This is a genomic window from Kitasatospora sp. NPDC033851 (assembly GCF_055576085.1).
On the sequence record NZ_JBVIRL010000007.1, the window covers coordinates 15,400 to 31,984 of the forward strand.

Consider the following 16,585-nt stretch of genomic DNA (forward strand, 5'->3'; position numbering starts at 1 on the left):
GCATAGGCAGGGTGGGTGACACCGCGTAGGGTCGGCGAAATGACCGAGAACCCGTTCTTCCAGCCCAGCACGCTGGACTACGAGCTGCCCCCCTTCGCGGAGATCCGGGAGGAGCACTACCTGCCCGCCTACGAGCGCGGGATGGCCGAGCAGCTGGCCGAGATCGCGGCGATCACCGCCGACCGGAGCCTGCCGACCTTCGAGAACACCCTGGTGGCCCTGGAACGTTCCGGGGAACTGCTCCGCCGGGTGGACGCGGTGTTCCGCAACCAGTCCTCCTCCGACACCACCGACCTGCTGGACGAGGTGGACGCCGAGGTCAGCCCGCTGCTCGCCGTCCACCACGACGCGATCCACCTGGACCGCGCGCTGTTCGCCCGGGTCGAGGCGCTGTACGGGACCCGCGCCGAGCTCGGCCTGGACCCGGAGTCGCTGCGGCTGCTGGAGCGCTGGTACACGAGCTTCGAGCGCTCCGGCGCGCGGCTGGGCGAGGCCGAGCAGGCCCGGCTGCGTGAGCTGAACGCCGAACTCGCCGCGCTGGGCACCACGTTCCAGCAGAACGTGAACGCCGCGAACCGGGCCAACGCGCTGGTCCTGGACTCGGCGGAGGAGCTGGCCGGGCTGTCCGAGGGCGCGATCGCCGGCGCTGCGGAGAACGCCCGGGTGCTCGGCCACGAGGGCACGTTCGTGCTGAGCCTGCAGAACACCTCCGGCCAGCCCGTGCTGTCCCAGCTCACCGACCGCTCGGTGCGCGAGCGGCTGCTCGCCGCCTCGCTCGGCCGGGGCATCGAGGCCAACGGCCCGATCGCGATCCGGATGGCGGCGATGCGCGCCGAGCGGGCCGCGCTGCTGGGGCACCCGAGCCACGCCGCGTACGTGGTGGCGGACGAGACGGCCGGCACGGTCGAGGCGGTCTCCGCCCTGCTGGCCCGCCTGGTCGGTCCGGCCGTGGCCAACGCCCGCCGGGAGGCCGTGGAGCTGGCCCAGGCGGCGGCCGAGGACGGGATCGAGGAGATCGCCGCGCACGACTGGGCGTACTACTCGGAGAAGGTCCGGCAGAACTCCTTCAAGGTGGACGCGGCGGTGCTGCGCCCGTACTTCGAGCTGGAGCGGGTGCTGCGCGACGGCGTGTTCTTCGCGGCGCGGCTGGCGTACGGGCTGAGCTTCACCGAGCGGCCGGACCTGACGGCCCACCACCCGGACGCGCGGGTCTACGAGGTGTTCGAGGAGGACGGCACCCCGCTGGGCCTGTTCATCGGGGACTTCCACGCCCGGGCGTCCAAGCGCGGCGGGGCCTGGATGGACTCGCTGGTCGAGCAGTCCGGGCTGACCGGGCAGCGGCCGGTGGTGCTGAACAACCTCAACATCCCGCGCCCGGCGCCCGGCGAGCCGGTGCTGATGTCCTGGGACGAGGTGCGCACGCTCTTCCACGAGTTCGGGCACGCGCTGCACGGGCTGTTCTCGGACGTGCGGTACCGGCGGTTCTCGGGCACCTCGGTGCCGCGGGACTTCGTGGAGTTCCCGTCGCAGGTCAACGAGATGTGGATGGTCCGGCCGGAGGTACTGGCCAACTACGCCCGCCACCACGAGACCGGGGAGCCGCTGCCCGCCGAGCTGGTCGAGCGGATGGTGGCGGCCGAGGGCTTCGGGCAGGGCTTCCGGACGGTGGAGTACCTGGCGGCCACGCTGCTGGACTGGGCCTGGCACACCGTGCCGCAGGGCGCGGAGATCGCGGACGCCGAGGAGTTCGAGGCCCGGGCGCTCGCGGCCGCCGGGGTCGCGGTGGACGCCATCCCGCCGCGCTACCGGACGGCGTACTTCCAGCACATCTTCGCCAGCGGCTACAGCGCGGCGTACTACGCCTACATCTGGTCGGAGGTGCTGGACGCCGACACCGTGCAGTGGTTCGAGGGCAACGGGCGGTCGGTGCGGGAGAGCGGCGAGCTGTTCCGGCGCGAGCTGCTGGCGCGCGGGTTCGGCCGGGACCCGCTGGAATCCTTCCGCGCGGTGGTCGGCCGGGCGCCGGAGACCGGACCGCTGCTGGCCCGCCGGGGGCTGGCCTGATCACTTCGGGCTGAGCGTGACCGCCACGGCGGTGCCCGGTCGGGCGTGCGGGAGCCGGATCCGTACGGTTCCCGCGTGTCCGGCCGTGGGCTGCTCGACCTCGACGTGGGCATCGGCGGGGGAGACCGCCACGCTCGCGCCGTGCGGGAACGCGGCGGGCGGCAGGACGAGTTCGCTGCCGCGCCCGGTGCCGTCGGCGCTCCAGCGCACGGTCCCGCCGTCGGTGCGGACGCCGGTGCCGGCCACGGCGGCCGGGTACGGGCCGAAGGCGGGCTCGTCGCCGGGGGCGGGGAGCCCGGCCGGGTCGAGCGCGCAGTAGCCGCCGGTGCCCCGGCACCAGTACCACATGGTCCAGCCCTCGGCGAAGCCGTCCATCGCGGCGACCTGCCGGCGGACCAGCAGGCGGTTGCCCGGCGTACGGGAGTTCGGCGGCCCCCACTCGCCGACCAGCACCGGCAGGCGGTGGGCGGCCGGGTAGGCGGTGATCGCGGCGGTGTACTGCTCGACGAAGCCGTCGGACGGGTCCCAGTCGGCGCCGTTCTCGACGGCGGTGTCGTAGAAGTGCGGCGCGTAGCCGAGCCGGGGTGCGCCGGGGCGCGGGTCGGTGAAGCCGGGCAGTCGCGTCGGCACGCCCTGGCCGACCAGGACCGTCGGCTCCACGAACAGCCAGGCGCGGGTGTCGGCCCGGCGCACGGCGGCGATCAGGCGGCGGTACATGTCGGCGAGCCGCCCCTGTTCCAGGGCGGCGGAGGCGGCGGCCAGCACTGCCGGGTCGGTCGGGTCGCCGTCCACCGGGCCGAACGGCTCGTTGAACAGGTCGTACCCCAACAGCGAGCGGTGGCAGCGCAGTTCGCGGGCGAGCCGGGTGTAGAAGTCGGCCTGCCAGGCACGCAGGTCGGGGTCGTCGTAGAGGTGGCGGAAGGCGGCCTGGACGGCGGGCTGGAAGTAGCCGGCGAACCAGTCGTCCGGGTCCGGGGTGAAGGGCAGGCCGTCGTCCCGGGTGGCCCAGACCGGGATGCCGTTGGTGCCGCCGCCGAACTCCGGTCCGTAGACGTCCTGGTGGAAGTCGATCAGGACGAGCAGGCCCAGGCGGTCGGCCCGGCCGAGGAGTTGCTGCAGGCGGTGCAGTTCGGTGGGGTCGAGCGTGCCGCGCCGGGGCTCCAGCCTGGTCCAGGAGACCGGCAGCCGGACGAGCGTGAAGCCCTGGGCGGCGACGGCTTCGAGTTCGGCCTCGGTGGCCTCGGCGTACTTGTCGAGGTTGAAGCCGCGCAGCTGGAGCCGGCGGCCCCGGGCGTCGGTGAGGGCGGTGCGGCCGTCCGGGCCGGTGGCCGTGCCGGTGGGGAAGCGTGCCGCCGGAGCGCCGTAATCCGCGGCGCCGTAGTCCGGGGCGCCGTAATCCGCGGCGCCCTGTTCCGGGGCGCCCTGGGCAGGGGCGGCGTTCAGGGCGGCGGTGACGGCGAGCAGCAGGGCGACGGCGGTGCGGCGCAGGCGCATCGGGGACCTCGCACGGCGGGGGGTGGGGGCCCGATGATGCCCCTGATGCCGCCTGCCGCACAAGGGTCGTGCGCGCAGCGGCCGTTCGGCCGGAGGAGCGCTCGGGGGCCTTCGGCCGGCGGGAGTTCAGTCGGCCGCCGGGGCCGCCGGCTCGACGAGGGCGGTCGGCAGGGCGGCGGTCGGCAGGTCCGCGGCGGCGGCCAGACGGCCCCAGAGCAGATCGGCCAGTGCCTGCACCATCCGGGTGCGCGAGCAGGGCTTGGTCTCCAGCCACCAGTCCCCGGCGGCCAGCACCATGCCGGTGATGCCCCGGCCCCAGGCCTCGGCGAGCAGGTCGCGGTCGGCGCCGAGGTCGACCTGGCTCTGCACGGCCCGGGTGATCTCCTCGGCGATCTGCCTGAGCGCGGGGGCGAGCGCGTTGCCGGCGCCGCTCGGGTCGCCCGGCTCGGGGTGGGTGAGCAGCCGGTAGACCTGGGGGCGGGCCTCGATCCCGGCGAGGTAGGTGTCCAGCACGTGCTCGACCCGGTCGCGGCGCTCCAGCGGCTCGGCGAGGGCGGCCCGGACGGCGGCCAGCAGACCGCCGGTGTGGCGCTCGGTGAGGGCTCTGATCAGGCCGTTCCGGTCGCCGAAGTGTCGGTAGAGGATCGGCTTGGTGATGCCGGCCTCGGCGGCGATGGTGTTCATGCTGGCGCCCGGTCCCTCGCGCTGGATGACCCGGTCGGCGGCGTTGAGCAGCTGCTCGCGGCGGGGCTCTCGGGACATGCGCTGCTCCTCGGAGTTGGGGGGGCTGACTCGGCATCGGCACCGGTCAGGGGTGTTGACCCCGGGTACGGGCGTTGACACCGGTTACCAATCAGTAGCAGACTCCGACGATGTTACCCGAGGTAACACCCCGGTCGGCCGCACACGTCTTCGGAGGCAAGTACCCATGAGCAGCACGTTCTCGCTGGACCCGGGCGCGGACCAGCTCGCCGTACGCGACTGGCTGCACGGCTTCGCCGCCGACGTGATGCGCCCGGCCGCGGCCGAGTGGGACGAGCGCGAGGAGACCCCCTGGCCGATCATCCAGGAGGCCGCCAAGCTGGGCATCTACTCGCTGGACTTCTACGCCCAGCAGTACTTCGACCCCTCCGGCGTCGGCATCCCGATCGCCATGGAGGAGCTGTTCTGGGGCGACGCGGGCCTCGGGCTGTCCATCGTCGGCACCACGCTGGCCGCCGTCGCGGTGCTGGCCAACGGTACCGACGAGCAGATCGGCACCTGGACCCCGCAGATGTTCGGCACCCCGGACGACCTCAAGGTGGCCGCCTTCTGCTCCTCCGAGCCGGACGCCGGCTCCGACGTCTCCGCGCTGCGCACCCGGGCGGTGTACGACCAGGCCAAGGACGAGTGGGTGCTCAACGGCACCAAGACCTGGGCCACCAACGGCGGGATCGCCGCCGTCCACGTCGTGGTCGCCACCGTCGACCCGGAGCTCGGCGCCAAGGGGCAGGCCTCCTTCGTCGTCCCGCCGGGCACGCCCGGGCTGAGCCAGGGCCAGAAGTTCAAGAAGCACGGCATCCGGGCCTCACACACCGCCGAGGTGGTGCTGGACGGTGTCCGGGTGCCCGGCAGCTGCCTGCTCGGCGGCAAGGAGAAGCTGGACGAGCGGCTGGCCCGGGCCCGCGAGGGCGTCAAGCGCCCGGGCGGCCGGGGCAACGCGGCGATGGCCACCTTCGAGGCCTCCCGCCCGGCGGTCGGCGCGCAGGCGATCGGCATCGCCCGGGCCGCGTACGAGGTGGCGCTGGACTACGCGAAGACGCGGGAGCAGTTCGGCCGCCCGATCATCGACAACCAGGGCGTGGCCTTCCAGCTCGCCGACATGAAGACCCGGATCGACGCGGCCCGGCTGCTGGTGTGGCGGGCGTCCTGGATGGCGGTCACCAACCAGCCGTTCACCGCGGCCGAGGGCTCGATGTCCAAGCTGTACGCGGGCGAGACGGCCAAGTACGTCACGGCGCAGGCGATGCAGATCCTCGGCGGCAACGGCTTCACCCGGGAGTACCCGGTGGAGCGGATGCACCGGGACAGCGCGATCTACTCGATCTTCGAGGGGACCAGCGAGATCCAGCGGCTGGTGATCGCCCGGGCGATCTCGGGGATGCCGATCCGCTGAGCCACTGATCTCCACTTATCTTCGCTGACCGCTGACCGCTGACCGCTGACCGCTGACCGCTGACCGCTGACCGCTGACCGCTGACCGCTGACCGCTGATCCGCTGACCGCTGATCCGCTGAGCGGCCGTGCCTGACGGCCGTGCCGAACGGCCGGGACTACCGGGCGAGCCAGAAGGTGAGCCCGGCGGTCAGGGCGCCCACCACCGCGCCGACGACGGTCTGCGCGGTGGTGTGGTCCCGCAGCACCACCCGCGACCAGCCGACCGCCCCGACCAGCGGGTAGAGCAGCAGCCAGAGCTGGCCGAGCGCGATGCCGAGGCAGACCACCGCGCCGCTGAGGACGGCGGTGTGCACGGAGACCTTCCACCAGACGGTGATCACCAGGATCGGGATCAGCGAGGCGAACATCGCCAGCACCATCGCGGTCAGGTCGGCCGGGGCGTCCAGCCGGATCATCACCGCGAAGCTGGTCAGCACGGAGCCCATGATGAACGGGAGGACGGTCAGCCGGCGCTGCCGGTGGCCGACGTGGCGGTCCTCCACGGTGCCCTTGCGGATGCCGCGTCGGATGAACAGGGTCGGGATGACGGCCGCGAACAGGGCGGCGAAGGCCGCCCAGCCGAGGCCCGGCCAGCCGTGGCGCAGGCCGCCCATCAGCGGCAGCACCGCGATGATCACGTTCTTCGGCTCGACGCCGTCGGTGATCCGGCGGGCCCAGGTCGTCCGGCTCGTGGTGGCGGCCGTGGCCTCGGTGGTCATCGGGGTGCTGCTCCGGTGGTGAAGGGGGCGGGACGGGCCGCCGGTCGGCGGTGCCGGCGGGATGATCGTATGTGTCTCGCTGCCGCGCCCGCCGCCGGGCCGACTGCCGCACCCGCCGCCGGGCCGGCCGGCTCAGAAGCGGGCCGGGCGGCCCTCCAGGAAGGCGGCGAGGCCCTCGTGCACGTCCGAGGCCTCGCGGGAGCGGCGCTCCCAGGGGGCCAGCGCCTCGGCCGCCCGCTCCGGCGGGACGGCCAGGGCGGCCTTCACGGCGCCGATGGTCTGCGGCGAGCGGCGGGTCAGCACATGGGCGAAGTCCAGTGCGGCGGCGTCGAGTTCGGCGTCCGGCAGGACGCGTTCGGCGAGGCCCAGCGGCAGTGCGTCCCGGCCCGGCACCAACTCGCCGGAGAACAGCAGGTACTTGGCGCGGGCCGGGCCGACCAGCCGGGCCAGCCGCAGGGTCGGCACCGCCGGGTAGACCACGCCGAGCTTGGCCGGGGTGATCCCCAGCCGGGCGTCCTCGGCGACGAAGCGCAGGTCGCAGGCGACGGCCAGCTGGCAGCCGCCGCCCACGCAGGCGCCGTGCACCACGGCGATCGTCGGGTGCGGGAAGGCCGCCAGCGCCTCCTCGGCGGCGACGTTGACCGCGTGGTAGGCGTCCGCGCGCTCCGGATCGCCGTACACCTCGGCGAGTTCGCCGATGTCGGCGCCCGCGCTGAAGGTATTGCCGGCGCCGGTGAGCAGCAGGGCGCGCACGCCCTCGTGCCCGGCGAGCTGTTCCAGCACCTTGGGCAGGGCCGCCCAGATCGCCAGGGTCACCGCGTTGCGGCGGTGCGGGCGGGCGAACTCCAGCACCGCGACGCCGTCCTCGCCGACGTACGCGTTGAGGCCCTCGGCCTGGGCGGGCAGGGCGGAGCGGTCCCGCGTGAGCAGCGGCTGGTCCATGCGCACCTCCGGTCGGTCGTGGTGCGCCCACTCTGTCAGGCGGTACCGGCGCAGTAGTCCCCGAGGCCCCGTTCGACCAGGGCGAAGGCGCGGCGGGCCGCGTCGAGCGCGGCGGGCAGGGCGTCTTCGGCGCGTTCGCCGGTCAGCATCCGGCGCTGGTTGCGGCCGGTCAGGGTGAGCCGGGCGGCCATCAGCTGGGCGGCGGCGAGCTGGGCGGTCAGCTCGTCGTGGGCCGGGTCCTGGGCGAGCAGCTCGGCGGCCAGCAGGGCCTGTGCCTGGTGGTCGAAGCCGGCGGTGGTGCGCATCAGCAGGGCCGGGGTGCGGTGGATCAGCCGGACCACGTCGAGCACGACCTGTTGGTCGCTCAGGCCGGTCGCCGGGTCGAACACCGCGAGCGCCGACAGGAACTGTTCGCGCAGTGCCGCCACCGCCGAGGTGCCCGGGGCGCGTTCGCGCACCACCCGGGCTGGCTCGTCGAGGTGGTGCTCCATCGGGCCCAGGACCAGGTCTTCCTTGGACGGGAAGTAGTTGAAGACGGTCATCTTGGACACCTCGGAGGCGGCCGCGATCTCGGCCACGGAGACCTGGTCGAAGCCCCGTTCGGCGAACAGTGTGACGGCGGTGCGCCAGATCCGCCGGGCGGTCCGGATCTTCTTCCGCTCGCGCAGGGGGAGTGCGTCGAGGTCGAGGTCGAGGCCGACGTCCGTGCCGGTGCGCGTCTCCATGGGGGAACTGTACCAGGATCAAAGGTTGACCAGGCTGAAAGATGTGCCGGGATGAAGTGTTGACCGGGTATAAAAATCCTGCCATGGTGAGGGCGAGCCCGCCCGACCGCATCCGTCCGGGCCGAATTCCACTGACGCTGGGGGGACTTCCCTATGGCATCCGCCGCCTTGACCGCACCCGCCCCGATGACACCGGCCCGACAAAGGCTGGCCATGCTGCTCTGCCTGGTCACGATCGTGCTGGCCGTGCTCGACATGAACATCGTGTCGGCGGCCACCGTGCCGATCGTCCGCGACCTCGACCCCGTGCACGGCGTCGACCGGCTGCCCTGGCTGATCAGCGCGTTCTCGCTCGCCGCCACCGCACTGCTGCCGCTGTACGGCAAGCTCTGCGACCTGTACGGCGCCAAGCGGGTGCTGATCGGCGCCCTCGGCACCTTCCTGCTCGGCTCCGGGCTGTGCGGGGCCGCGCAGTCGATGGGCCAGCTGATCGCCTTCCGCGCCGTCCAGGGCATCGGCGGCGGCGGGCTGATGAGCGTCACCATGGTGGTCATCGCCCACCTCAAGGAGCCGGCCGGACGCGGCGGCAAGGGCGGCGCGATGGGCGGGATCGTCGCGGGCCTGGGCATGGCGGTCGGCCCGCTGATCGGGGCGCTGTTCACCGACCACCTGAGCTGGCGCTGGATCTTCTACATCAACCTGCCGCTCGGCCTGCTCGCCCTGGCCGGCATCGCCCTGGCCGTCAAGCTGCCGCCGGCCGCGGGCCGCCGGAGCCTGGACTTCCTCGGCGCGGCCCTGGCCGCCGCCTTCGCCACCGGGCTGCTGCTGATCACCGAGTGGGGCGGCAAGGACCACGCCTGGAACTCCCCGGTGATCCTCGGGCTCTGCGCCGCCGTCCTGGCCGCGCTGGGACTCTTCCTGTGGCGCCAGGCCACCGCCGCCGAGCCGATCCTGCCGCTGTCACTGTTCCGGATCCGCGCGGTGCGGCTCGGCTTCGCCATCCAGGGCCTGGTCGGCGTCGCCATGACCGGCTCGATCGTCTACGTGATGCTCTACCTGCAGATCGCCCGCGAGGTCGCCCCGACCTCGGCCAGCCTCTACCTGATCCCGATGGCCGCCGGCATGACCGCGGTCGGCCTGCTGGTCGGCAGGCTGACCGCCCGCGGCCACTCGACGCGGACCTTCCTGGTGGCCGGTGCGGGCTGCGCGGCGCTCGCCCTGGGCCTGCTCGGCCTCAGCGGGCCGGACACCGGGCTCTGGGCGGTGCTGGCCGAACTCGCCCTGCTGGGCTGCGGGCTGGGCCAGCTGATCGGCCAGCTGATCACGGTGGTGCAGGAGGCCGTGCCCCGGCACCAGCTCGGTGTCGCGACCACCGGGGTGCGCTTCTTCCAGACCCTCGGCAGCGCGCTCGGCGCGGCGCTGTTCGGCACCGTGCTGGCCCGGGCCTACGAGACGGGCGAGCCCGGGCGGACGCTCGGCGCGGTCCGTACGCTCGCCGGCGCGGCGCACGAGCACGCGGTGCGCAGCTTCACCGACGCCGTGGACGTGGTGTTCCTGTCGGCGGGCGGGGTGCTGGCGCTGGCGCTGCTGCTCGCGCTGCGGCTGCGGCCGGCGCAGGGCGAGGCCGAGGGCGCCGGGAGCACGGGCGCCGGGGCGGAGGAGGCGCGGCCGGTGCTCGCGGCCTGAGGCGTCCGAGCGGCCGCTCGGACGGGGCGGGGCCCGGTGGACTGCGGGGAGTCCACCGGGCCCTGGGCTTTCCGGCCTCAGGTCCGGGCGGCCCACTCGGAGGCCAGGATCGCCCAGATCTCCTTGTCGAGGCGGACCCCGTTGTGCAGGTACCACTCGCGCAGCACGCCGTCCCGCCGCATGCCGACCCGCTCGGCGACGGCGCGGCTGCGGGTGTTGACGGAGGTGCACCACCACTCGGCCCGGTGCAGGCCGCGGGTGACGAAGGCGTAGTCGAGGAGCTGCCGGACGGCGGCGGTGATCAGCCCGCGGCCCTCGCCGGCCGGTTCGGTCCAGGCGCCGATCTCGCAGACGCCGGACTTGGTGTCGAAGCCCACGAACATCACGCCGCCGACCAGCGTGCCGTCCAGCCAGATGCCGTAGATCCGCTTCTGGTCGGCGGCCTGGCCGTCGGCGTAGCGCTGCAGGGTGGCGCGGGCCGAGTCCAGGTCGGTGGAGAAGGTGGCCCACGGGATCCACGGGTCGTTGTGGGCGCGGGCCCGGTCGATGTGGGCCAGGAACTCGGGGGCCTGCCACGGCTCCAGCGGGCGCAGTTCGGCGTGGTCGGTGAGCGGTACGGCAAACACGGGCGGGCCTTTCGCGGGTGGGGCGCGGACTGGTCGGAATCATTCATAACAAACGTTTGGTATGTACGATAGCCCCCATGACGCCGGCCCGTGGAGACCATGACGCCCGCCGCTCGGACGTGTCCGAGGGGGTGTGGCGGGTGCTCTCCAGCCGGGGCTTCGAGGGGCTGACCCTGCGCGCCGTGGCCGCCGAACTGGGTGCCTCCACCGGACTGTTGACGCACTACTTCCCGAACAAGCGGGCACTGCTGAGCCACGCCCTGGAGGAACTGGACCGGCGCTCGGGCGAACGGCCCCGGCGCACCGCGCCCGCCGACGGCAGCCCGCCGCCGCCCGCCGGACTGCCCCGGCTGCGGGCGGCGCTGCTCGACGTCCTGCCGCTGGACGCGGAGGCGTCGGCCGGCAACCGGATCTGGGTCGGCTCCTGGGACCACGCCCTGGCCGATCCGGAGCTGGCGGCCGCGCACGCGGGCCGCTACGCCCGCTCGCGGGTGGCGCTCACCGAGCTCGTCGCGGACGCCCAGCGGCTCGGGGAGCTCCCGGCGCAGGCCGACCCGGCCGAAGTCGCCGCCGGGGCGCAGGCCTTCGTGCTCGGGCTGGTGGTGCAGGCGCTGTTCGCCCCGGAGGAGTTCCCGCCGGAACGGCAGATCGCCCTGCTGGACGCCCATCTGGCAGGGGCGGCGGGCCGACCGGCGGACTGACCGGTGGACTGACCGCTAGGCCGGCCAGTGGACTGGCCGGCGGGCCGACCGGCTGCCGGAAGGCTGTCGGAATGTTCCTGGGTGGGGGATTCGCCCGGGATTTCCGCCGTTTGCGGAGCCTGGCGGGAATGTCCGAACCGCGCCATTCCCGCCGCGTGATTCCCGGAACCGACGGCATTGGCCGGCGGTCGTTTTCGCGGCGGGCACGACACGCATTGTCACGGCTTATGCGCGGTGGGTGCTCGGCATTACCGGGGGAGTCGGCCCGGCTACGCGTAGTCGCGATTGGCGCCGGTGGCCTGCGGGAATTGCGGGATGGTGCCCCCAGCAGGATTCGAACCTGCGACCTACCGCTTAGAAGGCGGGTGCTCTATCCGCTGAGCTATGGGGGCGGGACGGGCGGCGCCCGGGTGGGCGTGACCGTGGCCGGGATCGGGCGACGAGCGCCGGGGCGCGCGCGGTCCGCCCCGTGCCGGAGGGTGGGGGTGGGGGTTGGCGGGCCCTCGTCCTGTCGGGGACAGGATAAGGGTGTCCAGTTCCTCGTCCGAGTGTGACGACACCGTCGTTGGTGTGTCGGTTCGGTGGAGCGGTCCGATAATCGCAGGTGAAGGCCGTGCGTGCAGCGGTCTGGGAGTGTTCCGCGCCGGACGTTGTGCAGTCGTTACGGGGCTGCCTCCTCACCCGTTATGGATTCGACACGGAGAATGTGTCGCCGACGGTGCGGGTGGGGGCGGTAATCGCGGTTGTGTCGGTCGGATGACGTGCGCGGACGGTCCCCGGCGGGTGTTCCGGCGCACGGCGCCCGGGGCGGCGATCAGCGGGTTTGTTGTCATGGCCGCGAAGAGTCGGGGGCGAAGCGCTTCCGGGAAGGCTGAAATTCACCCCTGCGAGTGACAACTGTTCCATGAGGCCGAGTTATCCACAGGATTTCGTAAGTCACTGGCCGGGATTTCTCCCGAAGTGCACGCTCAAGGCGCACCGGTCGATTCCGTACGGTGCATCGGCGAGAACGGAGTGTGCTGTGAACGAGTCGCATGTGACGGTGCTCGGCAATGTCGCCACGGAGGTGAGCTACGGGGAAAGCGCCGGCGGGGTGCCGACGGCCAGCTTCCGGCTCGGCTGCACCGAGCGGCGGTACGACCGGCAGCGCGAGTGCTGGGTGGACGGCGAGACGCAGTGGGTGACGGTGACGGCCTGGCGGGCGCTGGCGGTGAACCTGATCGGCTCGCTGGCCAAGGGCGATCCGGTGCTGGTGAGCGGCCGGCTGCGGGTGCGGGAGTGGAGGGAGGGGGAGGCGCGGCGCAGTCGGGCGGAGATCGACGCCCGATCGGTCGGACACGATCTCACCCGCGGTACCTCGGCGTTCCGTTGGGCGGCCGGGGTGCGCGGGCAGTCGCCGGGCGGCGCGGGGCCGGCCGGGGCGCAGTCCGGGGGCGAGGTGGTGCCGGAGTGGATCGTGAGCGCACTGGAGGCCCGCAGGGCGGCCGCGGTGGCCCCGGCGGCGGCCCCGGCGGGGGTGGCGGCGGTGGCTTCGGCGCCCGGTCCGCGGGCGTTGCCGCCGGGCGCGCGGCCGGTGACGGGAGGACAGGTCGAGGTGGCCGAGAGGGGGCGGGGAGGTGACGGGCCGGATGCATTGAACTGACCGGTCGGTGACCTTCCCTGTCGACAAATATGTTGATCGAGAAGGTCGTTGTACCCGCACGTGCAATCCCGACCGGATAACGGAAAGTGGCGGAGAGTTTCTGGCCGACCGTCAGCTTGTGTGGAACCTGAGGGGGTTGATAACGATCCAGATACGGAATCGTCCTGATTTCGCATGGGGGTTTCGGGGCTCGTGGGGGTCAATAGGATTCGTCTGGTTCATACCCGCAGCAGTGCCTCCAGGGGGCACGCGCGGCACGGCAAGTCGGCGGACCGCCCCATCGGTGCGGCTCGGCCCGGAGGGATCCCAGATGTTCCAGAGGCAGGGGCGGAGTCTGTCCCGGATAACCACTGTCATGCTCACGACCGGACTGGCGGTGAGCGGAGGACTGTTCGCGGCCGGTGCGGCGGTCGCGGCGGACACCCCGGGCTCGGGTGTGACCGCTGTGGTGCAGCCCACGATGCTCGGCGAGAAGATCGACGTCGAGGGCGAGGGCACCGTCGACGGCGGCCTGTTCACCCTCAAGACCGCCGACGGTGAGCTGCAGACCTACTGCATCGACTTCGGCTTCCCGGTCGACATCCGGAAGAAGATCCAGTACCAGGAGTCCGACTGGGCCTCCAGCTCCCTCGGCGACAAGAACAAGGTCGAGGCGGCCTCCAAGATCCGCTGGATCCTGGAGAACTCCTACCCGCAGGTGAAGGACCTCACGGCGCTCGCCAAGGCCGCCGGCACGGGCAGCCTGACCGCCGAGGACGCCGCCGCGGGCACCCAGGCCGCGATCTGGAAGTACTCGGACAACAAGAACGCCGTCCCGCACAGCGCTGACGCGAAGAAGCTCCGCGACTACCTGACCGGTGCCGCCAACAAGGGCATCGCCGCCGAGCCCAAGCCCTCGCTGAGCCTCAGCCCGGACTCGGTCTCCGGCAAGTCCGGCGCCAAGCTCGGCCCGTTCACCCTCAACTCCAGCGCCTCCGAGGTGAAGCTGGCCGTCAGCGGTGACTCCGCCGACAAGGTCAAGCTGCTGGACAAGGACAGCAAGCCGGTCGGCGGCTCGATCGCCGGTCCGATCGCCAAGGACACCCAGCTGTTCCTGGACGTGCCGGCCGGCACCCCGGACGGCTCGGTCACCGTGAACGCCAGCGCCTCCACCGTGGTGCCCAGCGGCCGTGTCTTCCTCAGCAAGGGCTACACCCGTGAGGACCACAGCCAGACCATGATCCTGGCCGGCTCCAGCAAGCTCAGCGTCGCCGACGCGGCCAAGGCCACCTGGAAGCAGGGCAAGGGCGCGCTGATCGACAGCACCGCCAAGGTCGAGTGCGCCAGCGGCGGCGTGCGCGTCGCCGTCACCAACGGTGGCGACGAGGCCGGCACCGTCACGGTCGGCAAGCAGCAGCTGACCGTCCAGCCGGGCAAGACCGAGAGCGTGCTCGTCCAGGTCGCCGAGAAGACCGGTTACAAGATCACCGTCTCCGGCCCGAACGGCTACACCCGCGACTTCGAGGGTGTCCTGGACTGCAAGACCGGCACCGGCGGCACCACGCCGACGTCCGGTCCGTCCACCCCGGCCCCGAACGGCACCCCGACCGGCACCCCCTCGGGTACCCCGAGCACCGGCGCCGGCCACCCCTCCCCGGCGCCCACCAGCACCACCCCGGGCACCGGTGGCCTGGCCCAGACCGGTGCCAATGACTCGACCCCGATCCTCGCCGCCGTTGCCGGTGGCCTGGTCGTGGCCGGTGGCGCCGCCGTCTTCGTCCTGCGCCGCCGCGGCCGCCACGGTCGCACCACTGCCTGACCGGTTCCGCGGGCCCCGAGGCACTGACCTCCTGAGGCCCTGACGCAGAGCCGAGCCCGGCCCCCCGCAGTCGCTGCGGGGGGCCGGGCTTTTGCGTCGCGCGCGGAGGGAAGCGGAGGTCGGCGGGCGGGGGCGCCCCGTCGGGGGCCGACGCAGGGGCGGAGGACGCGTGCGGGGCACGGCCGGGATACCCCGGAGGGGCACCCCGGCGGTTCGGGGCTCGCGGCCGGGTGCGGCACAATGGAACGCTGCAAGCCGAATACTCCCGACGACGCCGGAGCGATCTCACGTGGCGGAATACATCTACACGATGCGCAAGGTGCGCAAGGCTCACGGAGACAAGGTCATCCTTGACGACGTGACGCTCAGCTTCCTCCCCGGAGCGAAGATCGGCGTCGTGGGCCCCAACGGCGCCGGTAAGTCCACCGTGCTGAAGATGATGGCCGGCCTGGAGCACCCCTCCAACGGCGACGCCTTCCTCTCGCCTGGGTTCACTGTCGGCATGCTGCTCCAGGAGCCGCCGCTGGACGAGTCCAAGAACGTGCTGGAGAACGTCCAGGACGGCGTCAAGGAGATCAAGGGGAAGCTCGACCGCTTCAACGAGATCGCCGAGCTGATGGCGACCGACTACTCGGACGCCCTGCTGGACGAGATGGGCAAGCTCCAGGAGGAGCTGGACCACGCCGAGGCCTGGGACCTGGACGCCCAGCTGGAGCAGGCCATGGACGCCCTGGGCTGCCCGCCCGGCGACTGGCCGGTCACCAAGCTCTCCGGTGGCGAGAAGCGCCGCGTCGCGCTCTGCAAGCTGCTGCTGGAGGCCCCCGACCTGCTGCTGCTCGACGAGCCCACCAACCACCTGGACGCCGAGTCGGTGAACTGGCTGGAGCAGCACCTGGAGAAGTACAAGGGCACCGTCGTCGCGGTCACCCACGACCGGTACTTCCTGGACAACGTCGCCGAGTGGATCCTGGAGCTCGACCGCGGCCGCGCCTACCCGTACGAGGGCAACTACTCCACGTACCTGGAGACCAAGCAGTCGCGTCTGAAGGTCGAGGGCCAGAAGGACGCGAAGCGCGCCAAGCGCCTCAAGGAGGAGCTGGACTGGGTCCGCTCCAACGCCAAGGGTCGCCAGGCGAAGTCCAAGGCCCGTCTGGCCCGCTACGAGGAGATGGCGGCCGAGGCGGACAAGATGCGGAAGCTGGACTTCGAGGAGATCCAGATCCCGCCGGGCCCGCGTCTGGGCAGCGTCGTCATCGAGGTCGAGAACCTCAACAAGGCCTTCGGCGAGAAGATCCTGATCGACGACCTGAGCTTCACGCTGCCGCGCAACGGCATCGTCGGCATCATCGGCCCGAACGGCGCCGGCAAGACCACCCTGTTCAAGATGCTCCAGGACCTGGAGACCCCGGACAGCGGCACGGTCAAGGTCGGCGAGACCGTCAAGATCAGCTACGTCGACCAGAGCCGCGCCAACATCGACCCGAAGAAGACCCTCTGGGAGGTCGTCTCCGACGGTCTGGACTGGATCAACGTCGGCCAGGTCGAGATGCCGTCCCGCGCCTACGTGTCGGCCTTCGGCTTCAAGGGCCCGGACCAGCAGAAGCCGGCCGGCGTGCTCTCCGGTGGTGAGCGCAACCGCCTGAACCTGGCGCTCACCCTCAAGCAGGGCGGCAACCTGCTGCTCCTCGACGAGCCCACCAACGACCTCGACGTCGAGACGCTCTCCTCGCTGGAGAACGCCCTGCTGGAGTTCCCCGGCTGCGCCGTGGTCATCTCCCACGACCGTTGGTTCCTGGACCGAGTGGCCACCCACATCCTCGCCTACGAGGGCGAGAGCAAGTGGTTCTGGTTCGAGGGGAACTTCGAGTCCTACGAGAAGAACAAGATCGAGCGGCTCGGCGCCGACGCCGCCCGTCCGCACCGGGCCACGTACAAGAAGCTGACCCGAGGCTGACACCCAGCCGTCACAACGGCCCGGCAGACTGCCCTCCG

General features: G+C 72.4%; 13 protein-coding genes and 1 tRNA gene. 7 read left to right on the plus strand and 7 right to left on the minus strand.

The window, feature by feature from the left end:
- The first annotated feature begins 39 nt into the window (after positions 1-39).
- Entirely contained in the window at positions 40-2,064 is a 2,025-nt protein-coding gene (locus tag ACZ51D_RS15570) for a M3 family metallopeptidase (RefSeq protein ID WP_465662539.1), read from the plus strand.
- Here the strand turns inward: ACZ51D_RS15570 and ACZ51D_RS15575 are convergent, their stop codons facing one another.
- Together ACZ51D_RS15575 and ACZ51D_RS15580 are read right to left on the minus strand one after the other, a co-directional pair.
- Positions 2,065-3,558, minus strand: a complete 1,494-nt coding sequence (locus ACZ51D_RS15575; protein ID WP_465662541.1) for a cellulase family glycosylhydrolase — start codon at positions 3,556-3,558, stop codon at positions 2,065-2,067.
- 126 nt (positions 3,559-3,684) lie between these two features.
- Positions 3,685-4,320, minus strand: coding sequence for a TetR family transcriptional regulator (locus tag ACZ51D_RS15580; protein ID WP_465662543.1), 636 nt, complete (start codon positions 4,318-4,320; stop codon positions 3,685-3,687).
- Positions 4,321-4,486: 166 nt separating this feature from the next.
- On the opposite strand from ACZ51D_RS15580, the gene ACZ51D_RS15585 reads away from it, so the two are divergent.
- A complete protein-coding gene (locus ACZ51D_RS15585; RefSeq protein ID WP_360503546.1) occupies positions 4,487-5,713 on the plus strand; it encodes an acyl-CoA dehydrogenase family protein in 1,227 nt (408 codons plus the stop codon).
- A gap of 157 nt (positions 5,714-5,870) precedes the next feature.
- On the opposite strand, the gene ACZ51D_RS15590 is transcribed toward ACZ51D_RS15585, so the two are convergent.
- The 3 genes from ACZ51D_RS15590 to ACZ51D_RS15600 all read right to left on the minus strand — a co-directional run bounded on the left by ACZ51D_RS15590 (position 5,871) and on the right by ACZ51D_RS15600 (position 8,140).
- Positions 5,871-6,473, minus strand: coding sequence for a hypothetical protein (locus tag ACZ51D_RS15590; protein WP_465622967.1), 603 nt, complete (start codon positions 6,471-6,473; stop codon positions 5,871-5,873).
- Between the two features lie 132 nt (positions 6,474-6,605).
- A complete protein-coding gene (locus tag ACZ51D_RS15595; RefSeq protein WP_465622969.1) occupies positions 6,606-7,415 on the minus strand; it encodes an enoyl-CoA hydratase/isomerase family protein in 810 nt (269 codons plus the stop codon).
- A 35-nt stretch (positions 7,416-7,450) separates the two neighbouring features.
- On the minus strand, positions 7,451-8,140 hold the full coding sequence (locus tag ACZ51D_RS15600; RefSeq protein ID WP_465622970.1) for a TetR family transcriptional regulator: 690 nt from the start codon (positions 8,138-8,140) through the stop codon (positions 7,451-7,453).
- Positions 8,141-8,293: 153 nt separating this feature from the next.
- Between ACZ51D_RS15600 and ACZ51D_RS15605 the strand changes: the two genes are divergently transcribed.
- On the plus strand, positions 8,294-9,826 hold the full coding sequence (locus ACZ51D_RS15605; protein WP_465622971.1) for an MFS transporter: 1,533 nt from the start codon (positions 8,294-8,296) through the stop codon (positions 9,824-9,826).
- Between the two features lie 77 nt (positions 9,827-9,903).
- Here the strand turns inward: ACZ51D_RS15605 and ACZ51D_RS15610 are convergent, their stop codons facing one another.
- Positions 9,904-10,452 (minus strand): GNAT family N-acetyltransferase, encoded by a 549-nt coding sequence (locus tag ACZ51D_RS15610; RefSeq protein ID WP_465622973.1) that lies wholly within the window; start codon positions 10,450-10,452, stop codon positions 9,904-9,906.
- A 77-nt stretch (positions 10,453-10,529) separates the two neighbouring features.
- Here ACZ51D_RS15610 and ACZ51D_RS15615 point away from each other — a divergent pair, with 77 nt between their 5' ends.
- A complete protein-coding gene (locus tag ACZ51D_RS15615) occupies positions 10,530-11,153 on the plus strand; it encodes a TetR/AcrR family transcriptional regulator (protein WP_465622975.1) in 624 nt (207 codons plus the stop codon).
- Positions 11,154-11,469: 316 nt separating this feature from the next.
- Here the strand turns inward: ACZ51D_RS15615 and ACZ51D_RS15620 are convergent.
- Positions 11,470-11,545: transfer RNA gene (locus ACZ51D_RS15620), tRNA-Arg, on the minus strand.
- Positions 11,546-12,174: 629 nt separating this feature from the next.
- Between ACZ51D_RS15620 and ACZ51D_RS15625 the strand changes: the two genes are divergently transcribed.
- The 3 genes from ACZ51D_RS15625 to ettA all read left to right on the plus strand — a co-directional run bounded on the left by ACZ51D_RS15625 (position 12,175) and on the right by ettA (position 16,547).
- Positions 12,175-12,795 carry a single-stranded DNA-binding protein gene (locus ACZ51D_RS15625; protein WP_465622976.1) on the plus strand — a complete coding sequence of 207 codons (621 nt, stop codon included), beginning with the start codon at positions 12,175-12,177 and terminating at the stop codon, positions 12,793-12,795.
- A 355-nt stretch (positions 12,796-13,150) separates the two neighbouring features.
- Positions 13,151-14,593, plus strand: coding sequence for a Cys-Gln thioester bond-forming surface protein (locus tag ACZ51D_RS15630; RefSeq protein WP_360503525.1), 1,443 nt, complete (start codon positions 13,151-13,153; stop codon positions 14,591-14,593).
- Between the two features lie 289 nt (positions 14,594-14,882).
- Complete coding sequence (gene ettA / locus ACZ51D_RS15635; protein ID WP_360503522.1) at positions 14,883-16,547, plus strand: energy-dependent translational throttle protein EttA; 1,665 nt, start codon at positions 14,883-14,885, stop codon at positions 16,545-16,547.
- Positions 16,548-16,585 lie beyond the last annotated feature (38 nt).

Coding starts and splice junctions, on each gene's coding strand:
- ACZ51D_RS15615 (WP_465622975.1), top strand. CDS start 10,530: ATGACGCCGGCCCGTGGAGACCATGACGCCCGCCGCTCGGACGTGTCC.
- ACZ51D_RS15595 (WP_465622969.1), bottom strand. CDS start 7,415: ATGGACCAGCCGCTGCTCACGCGGGACCGCTCCGCCCTGCCCGCCCAG.
- ACZ51D_RS15590 (WP_465622967.1), bottom strand. CDS start 6,473: ATGACCACCGAGGCCACGGCCGCCACCACGAGCCGGACGACCTGGGCC.
- ACZ51D_RS15580 (WP_465662543.1), bottom strand. CDS start 4,320: ATGTCCCGAGAGCCCCGCCGCGAGCAGCTGCTCAACGCCGCCGACCGG.
- ACZ51D_RS15570 (WP_465662539.1), top strand. CDS start 40: ATGACCGAGAACCCGTTCTTCCAGCCCAGCACGCTGGACTACGAGCTG.
- ACZ51D_RS15585 (WP_360503546.1), top strand. CDS start 4,487: ATGAGCAGCACGTTCTCGCTGGACCCGGGCGCGGACCAGCTCGCCGTA.
- ACZ51D_RS15605 (WP_465622971.1), top strand. CDS start 8,294: ATGGCATCCGCCGCCTTGACCGCACCCGCCCCGATGACACCGGCCCGA.
- ACZ51D_RS15630 (WP_360503525.1), top strand. CDS start 13,151: ATGCTCACGACCGGACTGGCGGTGAGCGGAGGACTGTTCGCGGCCGGT.
- ACZ51D_RS15575 (WP_465662541.1), bottom strand. CDS start 3,558: ATGCGCCTGCGCCGCACCGCCGTCGCCCTGCTGCTCGCCGTCACCGCC.
- ACZ51D_RS15600 (WP_465622970.1), bottom strand. CDS start 8,140: ATGGAGACGCGCACCGGCACGGACGTCGGCCTCGACCTCGACCTCGAC.